The 23957-nt window shown below is 59.5% G+C and carries 21 protein-coding genes; 13 read left to right on the top strand and 8 right to left on the bottom strand.

Features of this window, described 5'->3' with window-relative positions:
* Positions 1-162: 162 nt before the first annotated feature.
* Both JH25_RS22940 and JH25_RS22945 read right to left on the bottom strand, forming a co-directional pair.
* Positions 163-1785 (bottom strand): MFS transporter, encoded by a 1623-nt coding sequence (locus JH25_RS22940; protein WP_032876758.1) that lies wholly within the window; start codon positions 1783-1785, stop codon positions 163-165.
* 87 nt (positions 1786-1872) lie between these two features.
* Positions 1873-3540, bottom strand: coding sequence for a GMC family oxidoreductase (locus JH25_RS22945; protein ID WP_032876756.1), 1668 nt, complete (start codon positions 3538-3540; stop codon positions 1873-1875).
* 129 nt (positions 3541-3669) lie between these two features.
* Between JH25_RS22945 and JH25_RS22950 the strand changes: the two genes are divergently transcribed.
* Complete coding sequence (locus JH25_RS22950; protein WP_032876753.1) at positions 3670-4563, top strand: LysR family transcriptional regulator; 894 nt, start codon at positions 3670-3672, stop codon at positions 4561-4563.
* Between the two features lie 123 nt (positions 4564-4686).
* Here the strand turns inward: JH25_RS22950 and JH25_RS22955 are convergent, their stop codons facing one another.
* The 3 genes from JH25_RS22955 to JH25_RS22965 all read right to left on the bottom strand — a co-directional run bounded on the left by JH25_RS22955 (position 4687) and on the right by JH25_RS22965 (position 8639).
* Positions 4687-6546 (bottom strand): DUF3857 domain-containing transglutaminase family protein, encoded by a 1860-nt coding sequence (locus tag JH25_RS22955; protein WP_032876750.1) that lies wholly within the window; start codon positions 6544-6546, stop codon positions 4687-4689.
* A gap of 177 nt (positions 6547-6723) precedes the next feature.
* Positions 6724-8070: a glutamine synthetase family protein gene (locus JH25_RS22960; RefSeq protein ID WP_032876747.1), complete on the bottom strand. Its 1347-nt coding sequence runs from the start codon at positions 8068-8070 to the stop codon at positions 6724-6726.
* A gap of 11 nt (positions 8071-8081) precedes the next feature.
* A complete protein-coding gene (locus tag JH25_RS22965; protein ID WP_032881000.1) occupies positions 8082-8639 on the bottom strand; it encodes a helix-turn-helix domain-containing protein in 558 nt (185 codons plus the stop codon).
* A 268-nt stretch (positions 8640-8907) separates the two neighbouring features.
* Here JH25_RS22965 and JH25_RS22970 point away from each other — a divergent pair, with 268 nt between their 5' ends.
* Together JH25_RS22970 and JH25_RS22975 are read left to right on the top strand one after the other, a co-directional pair.
* Entirely contained in the window at positions 8908-9216 is a 309-nt protein-coding gene (locus tag JH25_RS22970; RefSeq protein ID WP_005786954.1) for an RcnB family protein, read from the top strand.
* 88 nt (positions 9217-9304) lie between these two features.
* Positions 9305-10498, top strand: a complete 1194-nt coding sequence (locus JH25_RS22975; protein WP_032876744.1) for an MFS transporter — start codon at positions 9305-9307, stop codon at positions 10496-10498.
* Here JH25_RS22975 and JH25_RS22980 read toward each other — a convergent pair.
* Positions 10461-10733 (bottom strand): DUF1652 domain-containing protein, encoded by a 273-nt coding sequence (locus JH25_RS22980; RefSeq protein WP_032876742.1) that lies wholly within the window; start codon positions 10731-10733, stop codon positions 10461-10463. The genes JH25_RS22975 and JH25_RS22980 overlap by 38 nt on opposite strands.
* Before the next feature lie 103 nt (positions 10734-10836).
* On the bottom strand, positions 10837-12333 hold the full coding sequence (locus tag JH25_RS22985; RefSeq protein ID WP_032876741.1) for a PAS domain S-box protein: 1497 nt from the start codon (positions 12331-12333) through the stop codon (positions 10837-10839).
* Between the two features lie 203 nt (positions 12334-12536).
* Between JH25_RS22985 and JH25_RS22990 the strand changes: the two genes are divergently transcribed.
* The 4 genes from JH25_RS22990 (at position 12537) to JH25_RS23005 (ending at position 15518) form a co-directional block, all read left to right on the top strand.
* Positions 12537-13505 carry a hypothetical protein gene (locus JH25_RS22990; protein WP_032876740.1) on the top strand — a complete coding sequence of 323 codons (969 nt, stop codon included), beginning with the start codon at positions 12537-12539 and terminating at the stop codon, positions 13503-13505.
* A gap of 78 nt (positions 13506-13583) precedes the next feature.
* Complete coding sequence (locus JH25_RS22995) at positions 13584-14204, top strand: transglycosylase SLT domain-containing protein (protein ID WP_032876738.1); 621 nt, start codon at positions 13584-13586, stop codon at positions 14202-14204.
* A gap of 358 nt (positions 14205-14562) precedes the next feature.
* Positions 14563-14907 carry an FKBP-type peptidyl-prolyl cis-trans isomerase gene (locus JH25_RS23000; protein ID WP_032876735.1) on the top strand — a complete coding sequence of 115 codons (345 nt, stop codon included), beginning with the start codon at positions 14563-14565 and terminating at the stop codon, positions 14905-14907.
* A gap of 11 nt (positions 14908-14918) precedes the next feature.
* Entirely contained in the window at positions 14919-15518 is a 600-nt protein-coding gene (locus JH25_RS23005) for a GNAT family N-acetyltransferase (protein ID WP_032876732.1), read from the top strand.
* 12 nt (positions 15519-15530) lie between these two features.
* Here JH25_RS23005 and JH25_RS23010 read toward each other — a convergent pair whose 3' ends face one another.
* Positions 15531-16268 (bottom strand): ArsR/SmtB family transcription factor, encoded by a 738-nt coding sequence (locus JH25_RS23010; protein ID WP_032876730.1) that lies wholly within the window; start codon positions 16266-16268, stop codon positions 15531-15533.
* Positions 16269-16342: 74 nt separating this feature from the next.
* Between JH25_RS23010 and JH25_RS23015 the strand changes: the two genes are divergently transcribed.
* The 6 genes from JH25_RS23015 to JH25_RS23040 all read left to right on the top strand — a co-directional run bounded on the left by JH25_RS23015 (position 16343) and on the right by JH25_RS23040 (position 23945).
* A complete protein-coding gene (locus tag JH25_RS23015) occupies positions 16343-17503 on the top strand; it encodes a cytochrome P450 (protein ID WP_032876726.1) in 1161 nt (386 codons plus the stop codon).
* Complete coding sequence (locus tag JH25_RS23020) at positions 17500-17844, top strand: antibiotic biosynthesis monooxygenase family protein (RefSeq protein WP_032876723.1); 345 nt, start codon at positions 17500-17502, stop codon at positions 17842-17844. The genes JH25_RS23015 and JH25_RS23020 overlap by 4 nt, the downstream gene beginning before the upstream one ends.
* A 508-nt stretch (positions 17845-18352) precedes the next feature.
* Complete coding sequence (locus JH25_RS23025; protein WP_158254351.1) at positions 18353-18523, top strand: hypothetical protein; 171 nt, start codon at positions 18353-18355, stop codon at positions 18521-18523.
* Positions 18524-18689: 166 nt separating this feature from the next.
* Positions 18690-19406 (top strand): MgtC/SapB family protein, encoded by a 717-nt coding sequence (locus JH25_RS23030; RefSeq protein ID WP_005786976.1) that lies wholly within the window; start codon positions 18690-18692, stop codon positions 19404-19406.
* Between the two features lie 290 nt (positions 19407-19696).
* The gene (locus tag JH25_RS23035; protein WP_032876719.1) at positions 19697-20323 is read left to right on the top strand and encodes a response regulator transcription factor; all 627 of its coding nucleotides are present in this window, start codon (positions 19697-19699) and stop codon (positions 20321-20323) included.
* A gap of 7 nt (positions 20324-20330) precedes the next feature.
* Positions 20331-23945 (top strand): transporter substrate-binding domain-containing protein, encoded by a 3615-nt coding sequence (locus JH25_RS23040; protein ID WP_050549310.1) that lies wholly within the window; start codon positions 20331-20333, stop codon positions 23943-23945.
* Positions 23946-23957: the final 12 nt, after the last annotated feature.

The following is a 23957-nucleotide window of genomic DNA, read 5'->3' as shown; positions in this document are numbered from 1 at the left end:
ATCACATCAGATCGGGTTGATGCCTTGCAGGATGCTTAGTCAAAAGGATTTGAGCAACCATTATCTGTATGGATGTACAGCAATTTGTGTGAGCAACAACAACCAAAATGTGGGAGGGGGGCTTGCTCCCTCCCACAAGGGATCTTCGGTGTTCAAACGAACTCAGTTGTTATCGATATCCACATGCCGGGTTTCTTTGAGGCAGAACAAACCGACGATCAAGCTCACCCCAGTCACCACCACCGGGTACCACAGGCCATAGAAGATATCGCCGGTGTACACCACCAGGGCAAAGGATACGGTCGGCAGGAACCCGCCAAACCAGCCGTTGCCGATATGGTAGGGCAGGGACATCGAGGTGTAGCGGATACGCGTCGGAAACAGCTCCACCATCAGCGCTGCCAATGGCCCGTAGCACATGGCCGCGATCAGGATCAGCACGACGATTAGCACCACCACCATCACCTTGTTGACCTGGGCCACGTCCGCCGAAGACGGGTAGCCGGCCAGGGTCACGGCGCCACGCAGTGCCGCCTCGTCAAAGCCGTCGATGCGCACATCGCCCACGCTCACCTGCACCGGGCTGCCTGCCGGAGCGGCGGCACTGCTGTAGGGCAGGCCCTGCTTGACCAGGAAGGTCTTGACCTTGTCGCATGGGCTGTCAAAACGCGCCTTGCCCACCGGGTCGAACTGGAAAGTACAGGTGGCCGGGTCGGCCAGCACGGTAATCGGCGCCTGTCGGCTGGCCTGGTCCATCGCTGGGTTGGTGTAGTGCGCCAGGCCCTTGAAGATCGGGAAGTACAGCGCGGTCGCCAGCAGCAGGCCGAGCATCAGCACCGGCTTGCGCCCGACCTTGTCCGACAGCCAGCCAAACAGGATAAAGAACGGCGCGCCAATCACCACGCTGATGATCAGCAACATATTGGCCAGGGCCGGGTCCATGCGCAGGAACTGGGTCAGGAAGAACAGCACATAGAACTGCGCCGCGTAAAAGGTCACGGCCTGCCCGCCGTTGATACTGAACAGCGCGATCAATACGACCTTGAGGTTTTCCCATTTACCGAACGATTCGCGGATCGGCGCCTTGCTGGCCTTGCCTTCTTCTTTCATTTTCAGGAAGGCCGGCGACTCGTGCAGGCTCATGCGGATCCAGGTCGAGATGCCCAGCAGCACGATGGAAAACAGGAACGGAATGCGCCAGCCCCACACTTCGAACTGATCGCCCGTGAAGTAACGGCACGCCAGCACCACCAGCAACGACAGCAACAGGCCGAGGGTGGCGGTGGATTGAATCCAGCTGGTATGCAGGCCGCGCTTGCCGGGTGGCGCATGTTCGGCCACATAGGTGGCCGCGCCGCCGTACTCGCCGCCCAGCGCCAGGCCCTGCAACATACGCAGTACGATCAGGATGATCGGTGCGGCGATGCCGATGCTGGCGTAGGTCGGCAGCAGCCCGACGCAGAAGGTTGCCACGCCCATCAAAATGATGGTGACCAGGAAGGTGTACTTGCGCCCGATCATGTCGCCCAGGCGGCCGAACACCAATGCTCCGAACGGGCGCACCACGAAGCCTGCGGCGAAGGCCATCAAGGCAAAGATAAACGCAGTGGTGTCGTTGACCCCGGCAAAGAACTGCTTGCTGATCACCGCCGCCAGGGCGCCGTAGAGGAAAAAGTCATACCACTCGAACACCGTCCCCAGAGACGAGGCGAAGATGACTTTTCTTGATTCGCTGGCAGTGCTTGCACTGGCCGCCGAGCCCAGGGGTTGAGCATGTTCTGACATTGGGTGTCCCTCACAGTGATTATTTATTGTTGTCCACTGTCGGCGCCAACTTCGGCGCCGCTGTTTTTCTTCATATATCGTCAACGATTACGCGGGGTGCCCTGCGGTGCGCGGTGCGGGTGGGTTTTTCGCGAGCAAGCTCGCGCCTACATTGTTCGGTGAAAGGATCAACTGCGCGGCCTTCTCTGCGATCATCAGCGTCGGTGAGCAGGTATTGCCGGAGGTGATGCGCGGCATGATCGACGCATCGGCAATGCGCAGCCCGGGGATGCCATGCACACGCAGTTGGCTGTCGACCACGGCGTCCTTGTCATCGCCCATGCGGCAGGTGCCCACCGGGTGGAAAATGGTGGTGCCGATGCGTGCCGCGGCTTCGTGCAGTTGTGCTTCTGTTTGCAGCGCATCGCCAGGCAGGTATTCCACCGGCTTGAACTGGCTCAAGGCGGGCGCGGCGACGATGCGCCGGGTCAGGCGGATGGCGTCGGCGGCCACGCGCAAGTCCTCGGGGTGGCTGAGGTAGTTGGGTTGTATCAGCGGGGCATCCGCCGGGTTGGCCGAGCGAATATCCACGCGGCCGCGGCTTTGCGGGCGCAGGTCGCAGACCGACGCGGTAAACGCCGGGAAGCCGTGCAACGGTTCGCCAAAGCGCTCCAGGGACAGCGGCTGCACATGGTATTCAAGGTTGGCCGACGTCTGCTCCGGCCCGGAGCGGGCAAATGCGCCAAGCTGGCTGGGCGCCATCGACAGTGGACCGCTGCGGTCGTACAGGTAGCGCAGGCCCATGCCCATCTTGCCCCACAGCGTGCCGGCGATCTGGTTCAGGGTGCGCGCATTTTCCAGTTTGTAGATCAGGCGCAGTTGCAGGTGATCTTGCAGGTTGCCGCCCACGCCCGGCAGTTCATGCACCACATCAATGCCCAACGGTTTGAGCACGTTGGTGGGGCCGATCCCGGAACGCTGCAGAATGCCCGGCGAGCCCACGGCACCGGCGCACAATATGATCTCCTTGCGCGCTTTCCAGCTGAGCTGTCGGCCGTGTTGGCGCCCGACAACCTGGGAGGCCCGGCCGTTTTCCAGCAGCACACGGTCGACCTCCACCTCCGTCAACACAGTCAGGTTGGGGCGTTGGCGGATCGGCTTGAGAAACGCCTTCGCCGCATTCCAGCGCACCCCGGCCTTCTGGTTGACCTGGAAGTAGCCGCAGCCTTCGTTGTCGCCCTGGTTGAAATCATTGATGTTGGCGATGCCGCTCTGGGCTGCCGCCTCACGAAACGCATCGAGGATTGGCCACGACAGGCGCTGCTGCTCGACGCGCCACTCGCCACCATCGCTGTGGAATTCCGAGCCACCGGCAAAGTGGTTTTCGCTGTGTTTGAACAGCGGCAACACATCGTTCCAGGCCCAGCCCGGGTTGCCTGCTGCCGCCCAGCCGTCGTAGTCCTGGGCTTGGCCGCGCATGTAGATCATGCCGTTGATGGACGAGCAGCCGCCGAGCACTTTGCCCCGTGGGTAGCTCAGGGCGCGACCTTGCAGGCCGGCTTGCGCCTCGGTTTTGAAGCACCAGTCGGTGCGCGGGTTGCCGATGCAGAACAGGTAGCCGACGGGGATATGGATCCAGGGGTAATTGTCGCGGCCACCGGCTTCGAGCAGCAGGACGCGGTGGGCCGGGTTGGCGGACAAACGATTGGCCAGCAGGCAACCGGCGGGGCCGGCGCCGACCACGATGTAATCGTATTCAGCAGTTGCAATGGGCATCTGGGGGCTCGCTTGTTTTTCTTGTTGGCCCCATCCTAGTTGTTAGTTTTCGTCTTAAAAATGTTAGTTTTTACCCAGCTGCTGTGCGTTTTTAAACAGCGCGGTCCGGGCTCAGGCAATGGAGGCGATATGTTCGACTGGAATGACCTGCGGTTTTTTCTCGAGTTGCAGCGCAGTGGCCGCCTGCTCACCGCCGCGCAACGCTTGAAAACCACGCATGCCACCGTGGCCCGGCATATCGAGGCCATCGAGAAAAGCCTCGGCACCGCGCTGTTTGTGCAACACGCCCAAGGCTACGAATTGACACCCGCGGGCGAGGCGCTGCTCAAACATGCCGAAGTCATGGAGAACGTGGCGCTGCTGGCCGAAGACGAACTCACCCACTCAGCCGCGCCCTTGGGCAAGATACGTCTGGGGGTGGCCGAAGGTCTGGGCGTGATGTTCCTCGCCGGGCGCATGGGCGGGTTGTTCGAGCGTTACCCAGGTCTGGAAGTGGAGCTGGTGGCCGTACCGCGTTTTGTCAGCATCCTCAATCGCGAAGCGGAGATCAGCATCCACCTGGAACGCCCCAGCGTCGATCAATTGGTGACACGCAAACTCACCGACTACCGTCTGGCGCTGTATGCCAGCCGCGCTTATCTTGCGCGCAACCCGCCGATCGAAAAGCGCGAAGACCTCGCCGCCCATGCCTGGATCGATTACGTCGATGACCTGCTGTTCAGCCAGGAACTGAAGTTCCTCAACAGCTTCTGTCGCAACCCCAAGGTGGTGTTCCACAGCACCAGCGTGATCGCCCAGCACCAGGCGGCGCGTTCGGGGTTGGGCATTGCCGTGTTGCCATGCTTTATGGCGGCGGGCGACAAGGATTTGGTGCCGTTGCTGCCGGCAGAGAGCATCCAGCGCAGCTACTGGATCAGCTCGCGTCGGGAGTTGCACAAGTCGGTGCGGTTGCGGGTGTTGTGGGATTATGTGGTGGAGTTGTGTGCACGGGAGCAGCATTTACTACTCGGCGAATCCCGCTGACACACACGGACTAAAAGGTGGGAGCTGGCTTGCCTGCGATGGCGGTGTATCAGTCACGCATGTGCAAGCTGACCCGCCGCCATCGCAGGCAAGCCAGCTCCCACATTTGATCTGAGTTTGATTTTAGAGCTTGACTACCTGATGCACCTGCTCGGCACACGCCCGAGCCTCGTCAATCATCTTGCCGAACGCATCACTGGCCACTTCAGCATGGGTCAGCCAGCGTTTCTTCTGGCTCAGGCGATAGTGGTAGCGCAGCGAGCCATCCTGCAGTTTTCCGTCCAGGTCCAGGTCGTACCAGGGCGAGCGCACTGTGCAGCCGGGGATGGCTTTTTCCATCTTCCCGCCTGTCAGGGTGTAGGTGTAGTCGTAGGTTTCCGGGTTGCCCAAGTAAAGGTCGGCCTGCTGCCCCTGGCGGCGATAGTTGATGTAGCCCTCCCACCGGTCTTTCAACGACGGGTCGGTGTAGACATAGTCATTGGCCAGTTTTTCCAGGGCGCGCTGATCATTCATGCGCGCGGTGACGCTATAACCGTCATGCACCACAAAGCCGGTAGGTTCACGGGTGATCTGGCAGTCGCTGATGTCGTTGCCGAAGTTGGCGCAGATATTCTGGTCGGTGGCGGTGGTGCCTTGCTGGCGGTCGGCGACGCTCATTTGCATCAGCGGCAGGCGGCTGAAGGTGATAGTAGCTTTCACCGCGCCATCTCCTTCTTTGCCGTACTGCACCTGTTTGTCCAGGCGGATCGAGACTTCGGGCCGTTCCAATGGAATGTGTTCTTCGCGCACGTGGCCCAGGGCGTCGTTGACCAGCACCCAGCGGTCCTGAATGTCGGGCATGATCTGGCCCGGGGCGAAGACCGGATTGGTCGGGTCAAGCCACCACACCTGGTCATTCACTTCGGCACGCACGATGGCGTGGTTAGGCGCCTGGGTACCCGGAATCAGCAAGGAGTCGACCACATCGCCACGGCTCACCCACGCGGTCTCGGCCTTGATGCCACTGGCCTTGAGCATGGCCGTCAGCAGCGTCGCCAGGTCCTTGCAGTCGCCGTAGCCATGCTGCTCGATTTCCGCCAGGCTGAATGGCACATAACCACGCTCGCTGGCCCGCCAGTCACCCAGGTAGCGGTAGTGATCATTGATGTGCTGCATCAGCGCAGCCACTTGCTCGGCCGGTGCCAGGCTGCGTGCGGCGGCCACGGCGGCGGCGGCTTGCGCCGGCAGGTTGGCGCCGAGAATCTGGTTGTAACGCTGGGCGAAATCACCGAAGTAAGCCTGGCGTTCCACGGCGCTACCGACTTCCAGGCGTGGGATGCGCAGCAGGGCGGCAGCGGAGGATTCATTGATGTAGTTGAGGTAGATCGGGGCTTTAAGCGCCACGTCCAGGGTCTTGCCGTTGCTCGAAGGGGTCACGTTGAACGCGTCGAACATTTCACTGCGCCACTGGATCGGGCGTTCGGCGGTAAAGCGCGCCTTGAAGCGATCACGGCGGGCCGCGCCGGGGCCGAACTTGAGCACGTAATGGAACTGGGTCATCAGCGGTTTGGCCGGGTAGTGCTGGCGTACGGTGTAGCGGATCTTTGTGCCCACGCGCAAGTTGGGGAAGGCCAGGGAGGTTTGTTTGTCGCGGCTGAAGCCCTGGTCCGGGTTGGGCGCGCTGCGCGTGTCGATTTGAGTGGCCGCCAGGGGGACCGGCTTGGCGCCAGGCTGGGTGGACTGTGCGCTGATCACCTCAAAGGTATCGCCTTCGGAGTAATCGAAGTCGATGCGCGAAAGCATTTCGCGGCCGTTGGGCTTGAGGATCGTGTAGCGGTAAGTGGTGGTGCAGTCGGTACTGGCGTCGCGGTTGAAGTGGCAGTGCAATTCGGTGTCGTTGGCCAACGGCGCTTCGGCAATAGGTTGCAGGGCAGCGCTGACGGAATGGGAAACAAGCCCCAGACTGATGGCAATCAAAGGGCGGTGAAACGAAAAACGGTACATGGGCGCCTCGGGTGACACATTGAAACAGCTACCCGGCGGGTAGCGAGAAGGCGCCGGATGATAATGGGTCTCAACGGCAAAAGCCAGGATTGTTCGACAATTTATCCGTCTGAAAGGCCCGTGCTAGAGCCTTTCTTTGATTTAAGTCAGGTTTTTGGCAAGTCAGTTTCGGCGGTTTTAAAGAAACCAGCGATATTCCCGCGCATGAATCTCTTGCTGAAAAGCCAAGTGATCCTGGCGCTTGTTCTCGCAATATACATCGACAAATTCCGCGCCCAGCTTGTCGCGCACTACCGGTTGCTGCTGCATGGCGCGCACGGCGTCGAGCATCTCCACCGGGAAATCGGTACCGCTGTTACGGTCTTCGTTCAGCGATGTGATCGGCTCGCGCTTGGCCTCAAGCCCATGCTCCAGGCCCATCAGGATCGCCGCCAGCACCAGGTAGGGGTTGGCGTCGGCGCTGGCCAGGCGGTGCTCGATCCGCAGGTTGCGCGGGTCGGACTCGGGGATGCGCACGCACGCGTCACGGTCTTCAAAGCCCCAACTGGCGCGGGTGGCGGCGTTGACGGTGCCACCCAGGCGGCGCAAGGCATTGTGGTTGGGCGCGAAGATCGGCATGCAATGCGGCAGCAGCTCCAGGCAACCGGCCACGGCGTGGCGCAGCGGTTGCTGTTGATGAGCGGCAAGCAGGTTATTGCCCGCCGCGTCGTAGAGGCTGACATGCACATGCATGCCGCTGCCGGGAAATTGCAGGTAGGGCTTGGCCATGAAACTGGCGCGGTAACCGTGCTTGAGTGCCACGCCCCGGGTGCTGCGGCAGAACAGTGCGGCCCAGTCGGCGGCGCGCAAGCCGTCGTCGCAGTGGCCAAAGTTGATCTCGAACTGGCCGGGACCAATCTCGGCCGTGATCACGGTGATGTCGATACCCTGTTCCTGGGCGGTTTGCGCCATGTCGTCGAGCACTTCGCTGAAGCGCGAGAGCCGCTCGATATGCAGGTTGGGCTGGTCGTCGGCGTCACCACTGAGCGGGTCTCGGGCAAATTGCGGCAGGCCGTTGTCGAGCTTCTTATCGAACAGATAGAACTCCAGCTCAAACGCTACCACCGGGTGGATGCCCTTGTGCTGCAAGCGTTCCAGCACCTTGGCCAATACTTCGCGGGGCTCGAACTCGATCGGCGCTGCGGTGCCGTCCGAGGTGATGAGCATTTGCCCCAAGGGCTGCGATTCCCAGCTCACCGGCTTCAATGTGCCGGGCACCAGGCGGCGATTGGCATCCGGGTCACCGTCGTTGAAGCAGTAGTCGCCAATCTTGAACAACCCGCCCTGAGCCCCCAGCAATACCGCGTTCTGCGGCAACTTCAACGGGCTGCCGGCGGCGACTTTTTCAAGCATCTCCACCGGGTAGCGCTTGCCGTAGAAATGCCCGGGAATGTCCAGGGCGATCAGGTCGACATAACGCACGTCGGGGTGGTTCTGGCGAAAGGTCCGTACTTCGGCCAGCAACGTTGCAGATGGGCTTTTCACGGGTGCAGCTCCTAGTTGTAAACCCACAGGACGCGGGCGGGCAGGTCGGTCAGGTTGGCGTAGCGGCAGTGGGCGAAACTGGCCAGGTGGAAACTGTCGCCTTCGTAGAGGGTGACTGCATCGGACTCACCCTCAACCCACAGGGTCAGCTCGCCCTCCAGCACAAAGCCAGCCTGCTCGGCGCGATCGCTCATGCTTTGCTCGCCGCTGTTGGCACCGGGGGCCAACAAGCTGTCGAGCATCGAGAAAGCACCGTTCATGCTCGGCGACACCAGGATGTCGGTGATGCCATTGGCGTAATACACCGTGCGCCGCTCGTTGGGGCGGGTCACCCAGTCCACCGCCTTGGGTTTGGGCAGGCTGTAGAAATAGGTGGTGGGCACATCGAGGGCGTGGCTGATGGCGGTCAGGTCGGCGACGGTGGGTTGCGACAACCCGCGTTCCACTTGGGACACAAACCCCACCGAGCGCTCGATCTTTTGCGCCAATTGCGCCAGGGTGAGTTTCTTGTGCTTGCGCAGGTCGTGGATCAGGGTCGCGAGAGTGGCGAGTTCTTGTTGCTGGTTCATGAAATTTAGTTCGAATAATTTCATGAAAAATTACATGATTAATTTCATGGAGGCAATCGGGAGGGAGTTTGAAGCGTATTTATTCTTGCTGGAACAGGAGCTGCAGGGGTGTAGCACGCGATCGGATGCGGATCGGGTGGGACAATTGTTGGCCGGACTTTATGGGTCAGCAAGGCCGAGCTGGCCACAGGGGAAACTGAGCGGGCTGAATGATTCTGCGCCGCCGCGGTCGGAACCTGGGTACGCACCATTAATTGAAGGAGCACCCATGAAGTCGAAAACCTTAGCCGCTTGCCTGCTGGTCGCTGCCAGCTTTTCCACCGCCAGCGCTGTAGTGCAGGCCGGCGATACCCCTCAGGAAACCGTGCAACCTTCAAACATCAACGCCCGTGATTTGAAAGAAGGTGATCGCGCCCCGGACATGTTGATGCGCGAGGAATCAGCGATTAAAGACTGGAAAAAGCGCGGCCTCAAACAGCCTGAGGATGAGAGCCAATGGGCGCGTGTAGGCGACAAGTACGTCCTGCTCAAGACCACCAACGGCACCATCCTTGAGATTACGCCGGTCAAGAAATAATTCTGCCGGGCCACCTGCTCGTTTCGTGGTTCATGCGTTAAGGTAACCGACCGCAATGGTCGCGTTACCTTCACAGGAAAGAAGCAGGATGCTTGCCACAATAAGAACCTACCCCCGCACGGTGAATCTGCTGCTGTGCGCCACCTTGCTGCTGACGTTGGCCAAGGCCATCACCTTTCCCTACCTGGTGATCTACCTCACCAGCCACTTCGCCCTGGACATTACCCAGGTTGGCCTGGTGATCGGCAGTTCGCTGATCGTCGGCTCGCTGCTCAGCGTGTACGGCGGCTTCCTGGTCGACCGCATCAACAGCTATCGGCTGTTGCTCGCATTGAGCCTGGTGTTTGTACTGGGGTTTATCGGCACGCTGTTGGCGCAGGATATCTGGGCGTTCTATGGCTGCCTGATCCTGATCAACCTGGCCTACGCGGTCATCGACATTGCGGTGAAAGCCGGCTTCGCCAGCCTGCTGCCCGAAGACGCACGCAGTGAAGTGTTTTCCATCAAATACACCCTCACCAATATCGGTTATGCCGTGGGGCCGGCCTTCGGGGCGATGGTGGCCAAGCTGGATATCAGCCTGCCGTTTATCCTGTCGGCACTGCTGGGGCTCGGTTTTTTCCTGCTGTATTGGCGGTGGGGCGACCGCACCTTGGCCACTGTGGATGCCACGCAAAAACCGGTGCCGTTTCTGGCCGTCGCCCGTGTGCTGCTGCAAGATCGTCGCCTGGTGTGTTTCACCCTCGGCGGTTTGCTCAGTGCGGTGGTGTTCGGCCAGTTCACGGCCTACCTGTCTCAATACCTGGTAACCACCACCACCGCCGAATACACCTACACCGTGATCAGCGCAGTGCTGACCACCAACGCCGTGCTGGTGATTGCCTTGCAGTACCTGATTGGTCGGCGCATTTCGCATCGCTATCTCAGCCAATGGCTGATCGCGGGCTTGAGCATGTTCATGCTGGGGTTGATCGGTTTCGCGCTGTCCACCAGCGTGTTGTGGTGGGTATTGGCAATGGCGGTGTTTACCGTAGGGGAAATCATCGTGTTCCCGGCCGAGTACATGTTTATCGACCGAATCGCCCCGGACCACCTGCGGGGCATGTATTACGGAGCGCAGAACCTGTCCAATCTCGGTGCCGCGCTGGGGCCGGTGCTGTGTGGGCTGGTGCTGGCCAGCCTGCCGGCCCACTACATGTTCTATATGCTGGGGGCGTTTATCATTGGCGGCGGGGTGTTCTATTTCATGGGGGCGGCGATGAAGGCAAATCATCCAGCGTGAGCTTGCCGACGTTGTTGCTTTGCAGTTCGTAGCGCAACTCATCCACCATCTTCGCCACTTCCTGCGGGGTTTGCAGGCGATTGGTGCTGATGCCGGTAACCACCAGGTCGACACGGCCGGTTTCTGCGTCGTAGACCTTGAGGGTCAAGGACGCATCCCGGCACAGGGTGAATTCGCACGTCAGCGGTGACAGGCCTTCTTCGATGCAGTTGCGCAGTTGAGAGAGGGTAAACATGCAGATTCCTTCAAGGCATAAATACGATCCCTTGAAGGTTATGGCGTGCACCCTCGCGCCATAAGGCGAATTCGCACTAGGTGGACTAGTGCATTTGCAAGGGTCAGGGTTTGTTTTTAAGGCGCAATTCACCGGCGAACAGCCCGCGTTCACGGGCCCACACGATGGCCGCGCTGCGGCTGTGCACCCCCAGCTTGGAATACACCGTGGCCACGTGGTTGCGTACGGTATTGGGCGCCAGTTTCAGGCGCGAGGCGATTTCCTTGTCTGCCAGGCCCTCGCAGATCAGGCCCAGCACATCACGCTCACGGGCGGTCAGGTCGGTGAATGAGACGTTCGGCAGGTTGGGGCTGTTGACGCTCTTGGCGTTGGCCAGTTTCTCGATCAGGGTCTGGCTGAACCAGGACGCGTCCTGCATGACTTCCTCGATGGCCGCCACCAGTTCCAACTCCGAACGTTTGCGTTCGGTGATGTTCATCAGCACCATCAGGTAGCAGGGCACGTCCTGGATGATCACCGTGTCGGCTGACACCACGCAGTCGATCACCTCGTTGCCTTTCTTGCGCACCTTGAGGTCCTGGCCGTCCAGGTTGCCGGCTTTTTCCAGGGTGGCGAACAACTGCGCGCCGGCCTGGGGGCTGTCGATAAAGTTGATGTCTTCGATGGATTTGCCGATCAACTCCTCGCTGATGTAGCCGGTGATGGTCATGAAGGCTTCGTTGACATCCACCACTTGGCGGTTGTCGGCGCTGCACACCAGGGTCGGCACTGGCGTCAGGCGGAAGGATTTGGCGAAGCGCTCTTCACTCTGGCGCAGGGCAATTTCCGCTTTGCGTCGCGGCTCAAGGTCAGTGAAGGAAAACAACATGCAGTCTTCCTCGTTCATGTCCAACGGTTGGCCGGCGACGATCACCAGTTTGCTGCCACCTTCGGGCAATCTCAGTTCGGCCTGCATCTGCGGAATAGTTGCGCCTTCGCCCAGGCGCTGGATCGCCAGGTCCTTGCGCTCGGCCTGTTCCAGCACGTCCAGTTCATACACGGATTTGCCGATGACCTGGTCACGGTTGTAGCCGGTCATCTCCAGAAAACCCTGGTTGACCTTGATGTAGCGCAGGTCGCTGAGGCGGCAGATCACGGCGGGTGCGGGGTTGGCGTTGAAGGTTTTTTCAAAGCGTTGCTCGGCGCTCGCCCATTCGGTGGCGTCGCTGAGGATCAGCACCAGCAACTCCGGCTCACCCTGCGCGTCGGTCAGCACCAGGCTACGCAAGCGGTGCACCCAGTAGCGACTCTCGTCGGCGGCAGGGGTGACTTCCACCACCACATCGCTGAACTCTTCACCAGCGGCCACGCGGCTTAACGGGTAGCTGTCCAGCTGTAAAGGATGGTTATTGCGATAGCGCAAGGCGAAACGCTCGGCGTAGGCCTCGGTATTGGCGCCCAGGTCCTCGACGGCGCTGACCCCGTGCATGGTCAAGGCAGCGTCATTGGCCCAGAGGATGGTCTGGTCGACCTCGGCCAGAATCACACCGTCGGACAACCCGGAAATGATCTGCTGCAACTGGCGGCGATTGGTTTCTTTGGCGAGAACATCGTGGGTCATAACGTCTCCGAAGGGGCGAGGCTTGAGTGCATTCGAGTACGACATCCCGGCTTCAGGATAGTGCAGAGAATTTGCCTTGGGAGGAGTGCGAATGCACCACCCGGCCTGGTGCATATGAGCCAGGACTGAACGTATGTCGTTTCGCCACACTCACACTCAACAAGGCGCATTGCCTTGCTTCTAAATTTGAAAAGGACCTTTGTATGACCACTGTCTATGAAACCAATCGATCGCTATTTCGTGTGTCATGGAGCTCGGTATTGGCCGGTAGTGCAATCGCACTGGTGACCTACCTGGTGTTGAGTGTGTTGGGTACGGCTATCGGCGCCAGCGCCGTTGACCCGATGGAAGCAGGTAACCCGTTGAGCGGCTTCGGCACGGGTGCGGGTATCTGGTTGTTTGTCTCGACCTTGGTCGCCATTGCGTTGGGTGCGTTTGTGGCTGGACGCACGGCGCCGGATCGCGGCGGCCTGCACGGGGTGCTGACCTGGACCCTGACCACCTTGCTGACCACCTGGCTGTTGGCAGGCTTGGCTTCCAGCGTCGTCGGCACCGCCGGCAACGTCGTGGGTAAAGGCTTGTCTGCTGCCGGAAGTGGCATTGCGGCCGCAGCGCCGGGGATCGGCAGCAGCATCAAGCAGCAGTTGAACGAGCAGGGGATCGAGCTGGACTGGAACAGCCTGCAAGGCCAACTCGATACCTTGCTCAAGCAAAGCGGCAAGGCGGAATTGGACCCGGCCAACGTTGAGCAAAAAGCCGACCAGGCGGCTGCCGATGGCAAACAATCGGCCACCGATGCAGCGACCAACCCTGCCCAGGCCGGTGACGAGCTCAAGCAGTGGTTTGAACGCGTGAAAGCGTCCGGCGAGCCAGCCTTGAATGCAGCGGATAAAGAAGCCCTGGTCAACATCGTCGCGGCCCGTACCGGCAAGAGCAAAGAAGAAGCCACCCAGATTGTCGACAACTATGCCCAGGCTTATCAGCAAGCCATGCAGAAGGTCGATGAGCTGAAAAAACAGGCTGAACAAAAAGCCCGTGAAGCCGGTGAAGTGGCCGCCAAGCAATTGTCCCGCGCTGCATGGAGCACCTTGGCCATGCTGCTGTTGGGCGCGGCTTTGAGCTTCTTTATTGGTCGTATCGCGTTGACTACCCGTCGCGTGCCTTTGGCGTAAAACTGTCTGCGGCAAGGACGCCGCCTGTGGGAACGGGTAAAATGCTGGCCTTTTACCCGTATCCCGCAAAGGTGTCCCTTGAGCGCAGGCAAAGCCGTTGGACTGTTATTACTCACTTCTCTGTTGGCGGCGTGTGGCACCTCGCCGCCACGCACGCCCAATGACCTGTGCGGCATCTTTCGCGAAAAAGATGACTGGTACGACGCCGCCAAGGTCACGCAAAAGCGCTGGGGCGTGCCGATCCAGGTGCCGTTTGCGATCATGTATCAGGAGTCGGGCTTTCGCTACGACGCCAAGACCCCGCGTAAATACCTGTTGTGGATCATCCCCTGGGGCCGAGTGTCCACCGCTGCGGGCTACGCCCAAGCCAAGGATGAAGTGTGGAACGACTACCGCAAAGCCACCGGCCGCAGCGGCGCTGATCGCGAAGACTTCGACGACGCCATCGATTTTATCGGCTGGTACATGGACAAGACTTACACCATCAATGGCGTCTACAAATACGACGCCTATGGTCAATACCTGAACTACCACGAAGGTTGGGGCGGCTACCGCCAGCGCACCTACGCCAGCAAAGCCTGGTTGCTACCGGTGGCGAGCAAGGTGCAGGCGCGTTCGCAGATGTATGCGCGGCAATATGCCGGGTGCAAGGATGAGTTGGGGCGAGGCTTCTGGAGCCGGTTTTGGCATTGGTTGTAGAAACCGGGGCTGCACGCAAATCAATATGTGGGAGGGGGCTTGCTCCCGATAGCAGGGTGTCAGTCAATGATGCAGGGGCTGTTGCCCCGCCATCGGGGGCAAGCCCCCTCCCACAGTAGATTGGGGTACGGCGCTGGTTCTGTGGCGAGGCTGTTGGCAGCCTGACAGCGGACGGCTATCTAATTGGCAGTGACCAACGAAGACTAGCCACGTGATTCGAACGGCGCAAGCGGTTGGGATTCACTCGGAAGCGTCCTTCAAGTTAAAGGGAAATGTCATTGTTCCGACTGTTCCTACACTTGCCAAACCCAGCCGAATCTGGGAAAAGCCCAGCCTTTCACCCCTCAATGAGACCCCCATGAGCAACGACAAACTGCAGGTCACCGACATCCGCCTGGGCACCGGCAAAACCGTGGTCAAGGGCGCGCTGATCACCACCCAATACACCGGCACCCTGGAAGATGGCACGGTGTTCGATTCGTCGTGGGAGCGGGGCAAGCCGTTCCAGTGCGTGATTGGCACCGGTCGCGTGATCAAGGGCTGGGACCAGGGGTTGATGGGGATGCAGGTCGGCGGGGTACGTGCGTTGTATGTGCCGGCGCACCTGGCCTATGGCGAGCGTTCCATGGGCGCGCATATCAAACCCAACAGTAACCTGCGTTTCGAAATTGAATTGTTGGAAGTGCTGACCCGGGATGATTGAAGAGATTGAGCATGGACGTTAATCCACAGGTGTTGCCTGGCTGCTCCCTCAAAGACATTCGGGTGGTTGAGCTGCTTGGCTGCGATGAGGCTGAGCTGCAGCAGTTTTTTGAACAGGCACCGGATTACTTCATCGCGGTGAATGGCGAGCCGGCTACCCCGAGCGAAGCACGGGAAGAATTACACGGTCAGTTACCCGCTGGCTGGCAGTGCAGCCGCATGTACTGGCTGGGCTACCGCGATACGCAGGATCAACTGGTCGCCGTGGTGAATATCGCCGCAGATTTGCTCGCCGCGGGGGTGTGGCATATCGGCTTGTTGCTGGTGCATTCGCGCTGGCACGGCAGCGGGCTGGCGCAGCGCTTGCACTCGGACCTTGAGGCATGGGCGGCGGCGAAGGGTGCCCAATGGCTGCGGCTGACGGTGGTGATGGGCAATACCAGGGCCGAGCATTTTTGGCCCAGGCTTGGGTATGTACAGGTGCGAACTCGCGAGGGCATCAGGATGGGGCGTCAGGTGAACAGGGTGTCCATCCAGATCAAACCTCTCGGCAACGAGACCATTGCGGGCTATCTGACGCTGGTTGAACGGGACCGACCCATCACCCTGTAGCACGTACCGGTCTCATGGGCGCGCGGTGCCTGATTTCTCCAGCTCCTTGCTTTCAACCGTGATTCCAAATCTGCCGTACAGCTCCTTTCGCCCCTTGGGCGTCAAGGCCAATGCTCGACTATCAAGGTCCTGGATCACCCATTTGCGGCTTATAACGGCTTGTAGAACCGCGGCCCCCAGTGCGCCGGCGAGGTGAGGGCGGCGCATGCTCCAATCCAGACATGAGCAAGCGAAACGACGTCGCTGTGCCCTTACGGTTTCTATCTCGACACCGAGCCCTGTCATCGCTTTTTCGCCCTCCACGCTGAGCTGATACGTACCGTCACCAGCGACTGGCATGCTCAACCAGCCGGCGTCGATGAAATAGTCGTGCAGTTGTACAGCCAGGGATCCTGCCATGTGGTCATAACAGGTCCGCGCCAACTGCAATCGACCGGGGGCCGTCGAAACGAACTGGGTCTGCGCGTTTCGGCTGATCACCATGAGAGCTTCAATAGCTTGGGCCACGTGCGCGTCTGCCAGGCTGAAGTAGCGGTGCCTGCCCTGCGTGTGCAGTTTTATCAAACCGTCCTCTTTGAGCCTTGCCAAGTGCGCGCTCGCCGTGGATGCACTGACATCGGCGATGACTGCCAATTCGGTGCTGGTACGGGCGTGACCGTCCATCAGCGAACAAAGCATTTTCGTCCTCGCGGGCTCCGCAATGGCGCCTGCGACACGGGAAATAGCAGTGTCATTGCTTTGGGAATCCATATTTCGTTCCTGAGCGAATTGTGGGGGGGACGATTGCTCGATAGTAGCCGTTCTTTGTGAAAAGGACTGCCAAAATGACGCCGTTTGAAGCCGCTACTCATGTCGATCCCTACGTTTATTACTCATGCCTCAGGCAGCAAAGGGAACTGTTGTTCGATGCAGATCTTGGTGTATGGATTGCCAGTGGCGCCGGCGTTGTCGAGGCCATTCTGGAACATCCCGACTGCCTTGTACGTCCACTGCACGAGCCGATTCCAACTGCCCTTGCGCAAGGCGCCGCAGGCCATGTTTTCGGTCGTTTGATGCGCATGAACGAGGGGACGCAACATCAGTGCCCGCGCAGGGTTATCGAGCCCATCCTGGCCTCGATGGGCACGCAAAACATCGCAGGCCTCGTGGCGCAGGTCGTCGAGACATTTGATATCTCGGGCGATAACCCGAATGAGTGGATGTTCACGTTGCCGGTTTCGGTCATTGCATCCTTGATAGGTTTCACATCCAGCCAGCTAAAGGAAGTCGTGCAGCTGACACGGGATTTTGTTGCCTGTCTGTCGCCGTTAAGTGACGAGGCTCAACTCGGTAAAGCCCATTGCGCGGCGGCACGGCTGAGCCAAATGTTCCAAACGCTGCTGAGTAACGATGATAAAGGTAGTGGTGTGTTGGGCCGTCTTTATAGCGATTACGACGCTTCAGCCTGGGAAGACGATGATGCATTGATCGCGAATCTGATCGGGCTATTGTCACAGACCTGCGAAGCCACCGCCGGGCTGATCGGCAACACCCTTATAGCGCTCCAACGTAAGCCTGAGCTGTTTGAAGGCATGCAAGCCACACCGACGCTTGTCGCTGAGTGGGTGGCAGAGGTCGCGCGCCACGATTCACCGGTACAAAACACTCGGCGGTTTGTTGCCAGGCGATGCAAGATTGGCGACAGCGTTTTAGAGGCGGGCGATACCATTTTATTATTGCTCGCTGCTGCCAACCAAGACCCCTGCGCCAACCCAGACCCCGACAGCTTCTTGCTCAAGCGGGCGCGACGACGAACCTTCAGCTTCGGCTCAGGCAGACATCAATGTCCAGGCCAACCCTTGGCATTGGCTATTGCCTCAGAAGTGATTTCGGCATTCTTGCATCGACAGCCCAACGCTTCTGCCCGTGATTATCGCTGGCGTTATTTGCCTTCCCTGAATGGCCGTATCCCACAGTTCTGCCGTGATGAGGAGACTCAACAATGATCGCTGTTATTTTTGAAGCCTGGCCGCACGAGGAGCACTACCAGCGTTATCTCGACCTCGCTGCCGAACTCAAGCCCCTGCTGGCTCAAATCGATGGTTTCATTTCAGTTGAGCGTTTCCAGAGCCTGAGTGAACCTGGAAAACTGCTGTCGCTATCATTCTGGCGTGACGAGGAAGCAATCCAGCAGTGGCGCAGCCTTGAGCTACATCGAGCAGCTCAATCAGCAGGCCGTCGGCAGGTTTTTGCTGACTACCACCTGCGTATTGCTCAGGTAGTGCGCGATTACAGTCTCGAAGATCGTGTCCAAGCGCCGGCCGATAGCAGGCAAGCTCATGAATGAAAGCACAGCACCTGGCCCATAGCTGGGGCGTATCTGCGAATTCAGTGTGTCAGGCAGTGAATGCGTAGCTGACACACCTCTTCGGGAGCAAGCCCCCTCCCACATTTGCTGGCAGATGGGGTTGAGAAAGGCATTCCTGAACCCATCCTGAAGAATTTTCGTGTTCTCCATGTGGGCACCTTCCTACGGTTTACTCGGCCACCATCGGGGCGTAAGCTTCGCGCGTTTTCATTAATAGCGGAGACCCTCAGTGGGTACTTGTTCGAGTGACAGTCGTCGGCCGGTTTCGGTAACCGGCATCTACTTGGCAAGGTAACGCGCATTTTCCAGATGCCGTTGTCTCGCCTCACAAAGCGAGAAGCGGTATCCCGGCAGTGGCCCGTCCTGGCGCCTGCCTGAATCCCTCTCATCGACGCTGACCAGCACCGGGGTAACGCCTGGATGCTACGGACGCGCCTGCCTTTTACGGCCGGCGGGCCATTTTCTCCGCCTGGAGATGCTTGAGACTGTGACTGACGCCAGTGTCAGCCGCGAAGTACCGCCCAGCCTGGCGCACTACTTCACATTGCAGGCGCTGGCGTCGCTGTACTTCGTATTTTTGCCCGCGATTTTGCTGGCGTACATGGTGCTGATCCAAGCGGTGAAGGGCTACTACATCCGCAAGTTTGGCTGGCAGTAATACGTTTTATGCAACACCGCAAAAACTGTGGGAGCCGGGCTTGCCCGCGATGACGGTGTATCAGTCGCCTGATTCATTGGCTGACGCGCCGCTATCGCAGGCAAGCCAGCTCCCACAGGGACCTGCGGTGCTTCCAATTTGCCACTGCATTCATGGAGATTTTTTTATGCAGGCAATCAACAACATCAACCTCAACTCCCTGATCGATACCGTGGTCAGCCTCAGCGCGGCGTTTATTCTGGGTGGTTTGATCGGCTTCGAGCGCCAGTACCGCCAGCGCACCGCGGGCTTGCGTACCAATGTGCTGGTGGCGGTGGGCGCGGCGATTTTTGTCGACATGGCCAACCGCCTCGGTGGTGCGGAAGGCGCTGTGCGTGTAGTCGCTTACGTGGTGTCGGGCATCGGCTTCCTGGGGGCCGGTGTGATCATGCGTGAAGAAGGCAACGTGCGCGGCCTCAATACGGCGGCCACCCTGTGGGCTTCGGCGGCGGTGGGCGCCTGTGCCGGTGCCGACTTGATCCTTGAGGCATTGCTGGGCACGCTGTTTGTGCTGGCGGCCAACACCTTGCTGCGACCGATCGTCAACAACATCAACCGTCAGCCACTGGACGTGGTATCGGCAGAGGTCACCAACATCCTTTACGTGATTGCGCGGCGCAGCCAGCAACAGGCAGTGATGGTCCTGTTGGAAGCCGAGCTGGCACGCTGTAACTACCCGGCCAGCGATGTCGACGTGCGACCATTCGGCAGTGAAGAAGTGGAAATCGAGGCCACTCTGGCCGCAACGTCGGTCGATGGCGATGAGCTGGATGCACTGGTGACGCGCATCTCCACGTCAACCCTGGTGGTACAGGCCTTCTGGAGCCCGAGTACCACCGACTGATCCCTCTGGGCACGCCAGGATTGGCTAAGCTTAGTTGTGGAAAAATCCTACATATAGTCAGGAATATCCCTTCAATTGAAACATCTTGGCGTTGGTAAGGTTGGGCACTTGCGGCTGTTGGGTCGTTGTGGTCCGGCGTCCGTGGTTATGCTGAGTTAATTGAAGGGGCCAGACATCGCCTGGTTATCGCCATGAGGGTATGCAGTGCCGCTCGTCGGAACTGTCATTTCTCACAGGTATCCAGTCCCGGTGTTATGTGTAAGGGTATTTTGTCCACATAGGGAAGTTTTATGAGCAAAGCATTAATTGTGGATGACCATCCATTTATCTGCGCGACGGTCAAACACCTTCTGAAATCGGAAGGGTTTACTGAAATCTACCAAGCAGGGGATGGGGCAGATGCAATGCAGTTGGCCAGGGAGCAACGTCCCGAGCTGATCATTCTCGACCTTGCGCTGCCGAAACTGGGTGGGTTGGAGGTTATCAGCCGGGTCAAGGCACTGGCCCTGCCGTGCAAGATTCTGGTGCTCACCTCTTACATGGCGGTGTTCTTTTCTACCCGCTGTATGCGTGCCGGAGCGATGGGGTTCGTGGCCAAGACCGGGGAGTTGGACGAGTTGATCAAAGCCATCAGGGCGATCAGGTCGGGCTACAGCTGCTTCCCCAGTTTGCCGACCAGTTCGGTACGCCGTGATGACCTGCAGGAAACGGAACGACAAATGATCGAGTCATTGTCGGACCGTGAATTGACCGTATTGCAGATGCTGGCCCTGGGGCTGGGCAATAAGGAAGTGGCCGCGAAAATGCTGCTGAGCCACAAGACCATCAGCACCTACAAGACTCGACTCAAGGAGAAGTTACGTATGTCCTCGGTGGTGCATTTGTCCAAGTTTGCCCAGCGCAACCATCTGATCTGAGCTGCAAATGATCACCACCGCGTTGACCAGGTTCGTCGCGATCCTTTGGATGAGCCTATTACCCCTGATCGCGGTGGCCTTTGAAGAGCCCCAGGCTTTGCAACTGTTGGGGCACTCCCACCTCGAAATCCCCAAAGTAGAGATGACCGAGGCTGATTGGCGCTGGCTACGCGAGCGGCGCACATTGGTCATGGGGATTTCTGCCCCCGATTACGTGCCTTTTGACCTGACCAATAACAACGACGAACTCGAAGGTATCACGGCCGACTTTGCCGCGCTGATTGGCCAGGCCCTGCATATCTCCATCGAGGTTCGGCGTTACGAAACCCGTGATGATGTGGTCCAGGCCCTGAAGCAGGGTGACGTGGATTTTCTCGGTTCCGCCAATGGCTATGAGGCTGCCGACAAGCAATTGCAGTTGTCTCGTTCCTACGCCAACGATCAACCGACCCTGGTGACTCGCAGCGGTGACAGCCAAGCGTTGAGTGACGACCTGGCAGGCAAGCGGGTGGCAATGCTGTATCACTATATGCAGCCCGACGCTGTCCGGGCATTTTACCCCCGTGCACAGTTGGAGCTTTTTGCCTCGACCTTCGAGGCCATTGGCGCCGTGGCGTTTGGTCGCGCCGATGTATACCTGGGCGATGCCATCAGCAGCAATTACCTGATCAATCGCAACCACCTGAACAATGTACGCATGGCTGATTTTTCCACCCTGGAGGTCAACCCGTTTGCGTTTGCCGTCACCCGGGACAATACGCGGCTGCTGCAGATCATCAATGCGGCGCTGGAGGCCATTCCCGCCAGTGAGCACATGGAAATCCTGCGCCGCTGGAGCGGTGGCAACCTGGGCATCGTGGGCATCGACCGGCTGCACTTGAGTGCCAATGAACAACGCTGGGTGCAGAAAAATCCACGGGTCAGAGTCGCGGTGCTAAACGACTTTCTGCCATTGTCTTTTATCGGTGAAAAGGGGCAATTCGAAGGGCTGAGTGCGGAGGTGCTGTCGCGCATCAGCTTGCGCACCGGTTTGAAGTTCGATGTGGTCCCGGGCAGTTCGTTGCCGCGCCAGGTCAATATTGTCAGTGCGGGCACGGCGGATATGCTGGCGGTGGTTACCCCCAGTACGGAACGTGCCGACAAAGTGCGCTTTACTCGGCCCTACCTGACCAGCCCGTTTGTGCTGGTGACCCGCGACAGCCCTGATAGCCCGCTCACGCTGGAGGATATGGTTGGCAAACGCCTGGCCATGGTGACCGGCAATGGCCTGCATGATGAGATAGCGCAAAACTTTCCAGGGGTTGCGTTTATCGACGTTGAAAACCCGCTGCAAGCCATGGCGCTGGTGGCCAATGGCGACGCCGAGGGCGCCGTGAACTCGCTGATCAGTGCGCGCTATCTGATCACCCGGCATTACCGTGACCGCTTGCGTATCACCAGTACGGTCGGCACTGAACCGGCGCGCGTGACCTTCGGGGTCAACCGCAGTCAGTTGGAGCTGTATTCGATCCTGGACAAGGCACTGCTGAGCATCACACCGCAGGAAATGGATGAATTGATTGGCCAATGGCGCAGCGAAGTCATCATCGAGGACAGCTACTGGCTGCGTTATCGCAACGTGATCATTCAGGGCTTCGGGTTGGCCGCACTGTTGTTGGTGGTCACGCTGGGTTGGATCATCTACTTGCGCAGCCTGATTCGTAAGCGCGTGCAAGCCGAGCGGGCGCTCAGCGATCAGATGCGGTTCATGAGCGTATTGATCGACGGCACCCCGCATCCGATTTATGTACGCGACCGCCAGGGTCGGTTGATGGCCTGTAACAATGCGTACCTCGATGTGTTTGGTTACAAGCTTGAAGACGTGATCGGCAAGACGGTGATGGAAACCGACGTCAACAATCCTCCACAGGCCCAGTCGTTTCATGAGGATTACCTGCGCTTGATGGCCGCCGGTGAACCGCAGATTCATGACCGGATACTCAAGGTGCCCAACGGCGACGTGCTGACCATTTACCAATGGATGCTGCCGTATCGCGACGGCGACGAGAAGGTGGTGGGCATGATTGCCGGTTGGGTGGATGTCAGCGAGCGTCATCGCTTGCTGGGCCAATTGCAGGAAGCCAAGGACGATGCCGACGCCGCTAACCGCGCCAAGACTACCTTCCTGGCGACCATGAGCCACGAAATCCGCACGCCAATGAACGCCGTGATCGGCATGATCGAGTTGGCCTTGAAAAATGCCGAACAGGGGCGGGCCGACCGTGATGCCTTGGAAGTGGCATCCGTGGCATCGCGCGGCATGCTGGAGTTGATTGGCGACATTCTCGATATCGCGCGGATCGAGTCCGGGCATTTGTCGCTGACCCTGGAGCCGGCCAATCTGCGTGAGCTGCTGGCATCGGTGGCGCGCGTGTTCGAGGGATTGGCGCGAGCCAAGGGGGTGGCGCTGCAAGTCCAGCTGGAGTCCTTGGTTGAGCGGACGGTGCTGGTCGACCCGCTACGCTTCAAACAGGTGGTGTCGAACCTGTTGAGCAATGCCATCAAGTTTACCGCCAGCGGCCAGGTAAGCCTCGGGGCGCGGGCGGTAGTCGAGGGCGACCGGTTGAATGTGCAGCTATGGGTGCAAGACACCGGCATTGGGATCAGCGTCAAAGATCAGCAGCGATTGTTCAGCCTGTTTATCCAGGGCAGCAATAACCAGCAGTCGGCCCGCAGCGGTTCTGGCCTGGGGTTGGTGATCAGCCGCAGCTTGTGCGAAATGATGGGCGGCCAGTTGCACTTGAGCAGCGTGTTGGGGCAGGGCACCCGGGTGGATGTGACACTGGCGCTGGCCCTGACGGACAGCTTGCCGACCCATGCCGCACACACTGCTGATGCCGTGCCAGAGGGCCGCGCACTGCGCATCCTGGTGGTGGATGACTACCCGGCCAACCGCTTGCTGCTGGCGCGCCAGTTGACCTTCCTGGGCCACCAGATCACTACGGCCGAAGATGGCGTCCAAGGGTTTGAGCAGTGGCGGGCGGGACAATTCGACGGTGTGATCACCGATTGCAATATGCCGTTCAAGAATGGCTACCAGTTGGCGCGCGAGATTCGTGCGCAAGAACGTGAACGGGGTCAGGCACCTTGCCTGCTGTTGGGGTTCACCGCCAACGCCCAGCCGGAGGAAACCGAGCGCTGTCGGCAAGCCGGCATGGACGGCTGCCTGTTCAAACCCACCGGGCTGGACGACTTGCGCTCGGCATTGGCTTCGCGTTCAGCCGAGTTGGGCCCGCCACAAATGCAGGCGTTTGACTTGAGCACCCTGGTCGCATTGACGGGGGACGATCGCCCCGCGCTTATCGAGTTGCTGGTGCCGTTGCTCGACAGCCTGGAAACGGACCGTGCCTTGCTCTCACAGCTGTCAAGCCAGGCCGACTTTGCCAAGCTGCACGACCTGGCCCATCGCGCCAAGGGTGGCGCACGGATGGTCAAGGCGCAGGGGTTGGTCGCGTGTTGTGAAACATTGGAGGCGGTGTGTGAACAGCGGGACCGCCTGGCATTGGGCCCTGCGGTTGATGGCGTCAGTGAAGCGATTGGTATTTTGCAGCAAGGCTTGAACGCGTATTGCAATCGGCCTTGACCGCGGTTGATC

This window comes from Pseudomonas sp. BRG-100, assembly GCF_000737955.1.
Taxonomy (GTDB): Bacteria; Pseudomonadota; Gammaproteobacteria; order Pseudomonadales; family Pseudomonadaceae; genus Aquipseudomonas; species Aquipseudomonas synxantha_A.
This window is presented reverse-complemented; position numbering and strand designations above follow the sequence as displayed.

Excerpts from the sequence above, each read along its gene's own strand:
- JH25_RS22940 (WP_032876758.1), bottom strand. The coding sequence starts at position 1,785 with ATGTCAGAACATGCTCAACCCCTGGGCTCGGCGGCCAGTGCAAGCACT.
- JH25_RS22945 (WP_032876756.1), bottom strand. The coding sequence starts at position 3,540 with ATGCCCATTGCAACTGCTGAATACGATTACATCGTGGTCGGCGCCGGC.
- JH25_RS22950 (WP_032876753.1), top strand. The coding sequence starts at position 3,670 with ATGTTCGACTGGAATGACCTGCGGTTTTTTCTCGAGTTGCAGCGCAGT.
- JH25_RS22955 (WP_032876750.1), bottom strand. The coding sequence starts at position 6,546 with ATGTACCGTTTTTCGTTTCACCGCCCTTTGATTGCCATCAGTCTGGGG.
- JH25_RS22965 (WP_032881000.1), bottom strand. The coding sequence starts at position 8,639 with ATGAACCAGCAACAAGAACTCGCCACTCTCGCGACCCTGATCCACGAC.
- JH25_RS22970 (WP_005786954.1), top strand. The coding sequence starts at position 8,908 with ATGAAGTCGAAAACCTTAGCCGCTTGCCTGCTGGTCGCTGCCAGCTTT.
- JH25_RS22975 (WP_032876744.1), top strand. The coding sequence starts at position 9,305 with ATGCTTGCCACAATAAGAACCTACCCCCGCACGGTGAATCTGCTGCTG.
- JH25_RS22980 (WP_032876742.1), bottom strand. The coding sequence starts at position 10,733 with ATGTTTACCCTCTCTCAACTGCGCAACTGCATCGAAGAAGGCCTGTCA.
- JH25_RS22985 (WP_032876741.1), bottom strand. The coding sequence starts at position 12,333 with ATGACCCACGATGTTCTCGCCAAAGAAACCAATCGCCGCCAGTTGCAG.
- JH25_RS22990 (WP_032876740.1), top strand. The coding sequence starts at position 12,537 with ATGACCACTGTCTATGAAACCAATCGATCGCTATTTCGTGTGTCATGG.
- JH25_RS23000 (WP_032876735.1), top strand. The coding sequence starts at position 14,563 with ATGAGCAACGACAAACTGCAGGTCACCGACATCCGCCTGGGCACCGGC.
- JH25_RS23005 (WP_032876732.1), top strand. The coding sequence starts at position 14,919 with ATGGACGTTAATCCACAGGTGTTGCCTGGCTGCTCCCTCAAAGACATT.
- JH25_RS23010 (WP_032876730.1), bottom strand. The coding sequence starts at position 16,268 with ATGGATTCCCAAAGCAATGACACTGCTATTTCCCGTGTCGCAGGCGCC.
- JH25_RS23015 (WP_032876726.1), top strand. The coding sequence starts at position 16,343 with ATGACGCCGTTTGAAGCCGCTACTCATGTCGATCCCTACGTTTATTAC.
- JH25_RS23020 (WP_032876723.1), top strand. The coding sequence starts at position 17,500 with ATGATCGCTGTTATTTTTGAAGCCTGGCCGCACGAGGAGCACTACCAG.
- JH25_RS23030 (WP_005786976.1), top strand. The coding sequence starts at position 18,690 with ATGCAGGCAATCAACAACATCAACCTCAACTCCCTGATCGATACCGTG.
- JH25_RS23035 (WP_032876719.1), top strand. The coding sequence starts at position 19,697 with ATGAGCAAAGCATTAATTGTGGATGACCATCCATTTATCTGCGCGACG.
- JH25_RS23040 (WP_050549310.1), top strand. The coding sequence starts at position 20,331 with ATGATCACCACCGCGTTGACCAGGTTCGTCGCGATCCTTTGGATGAGC.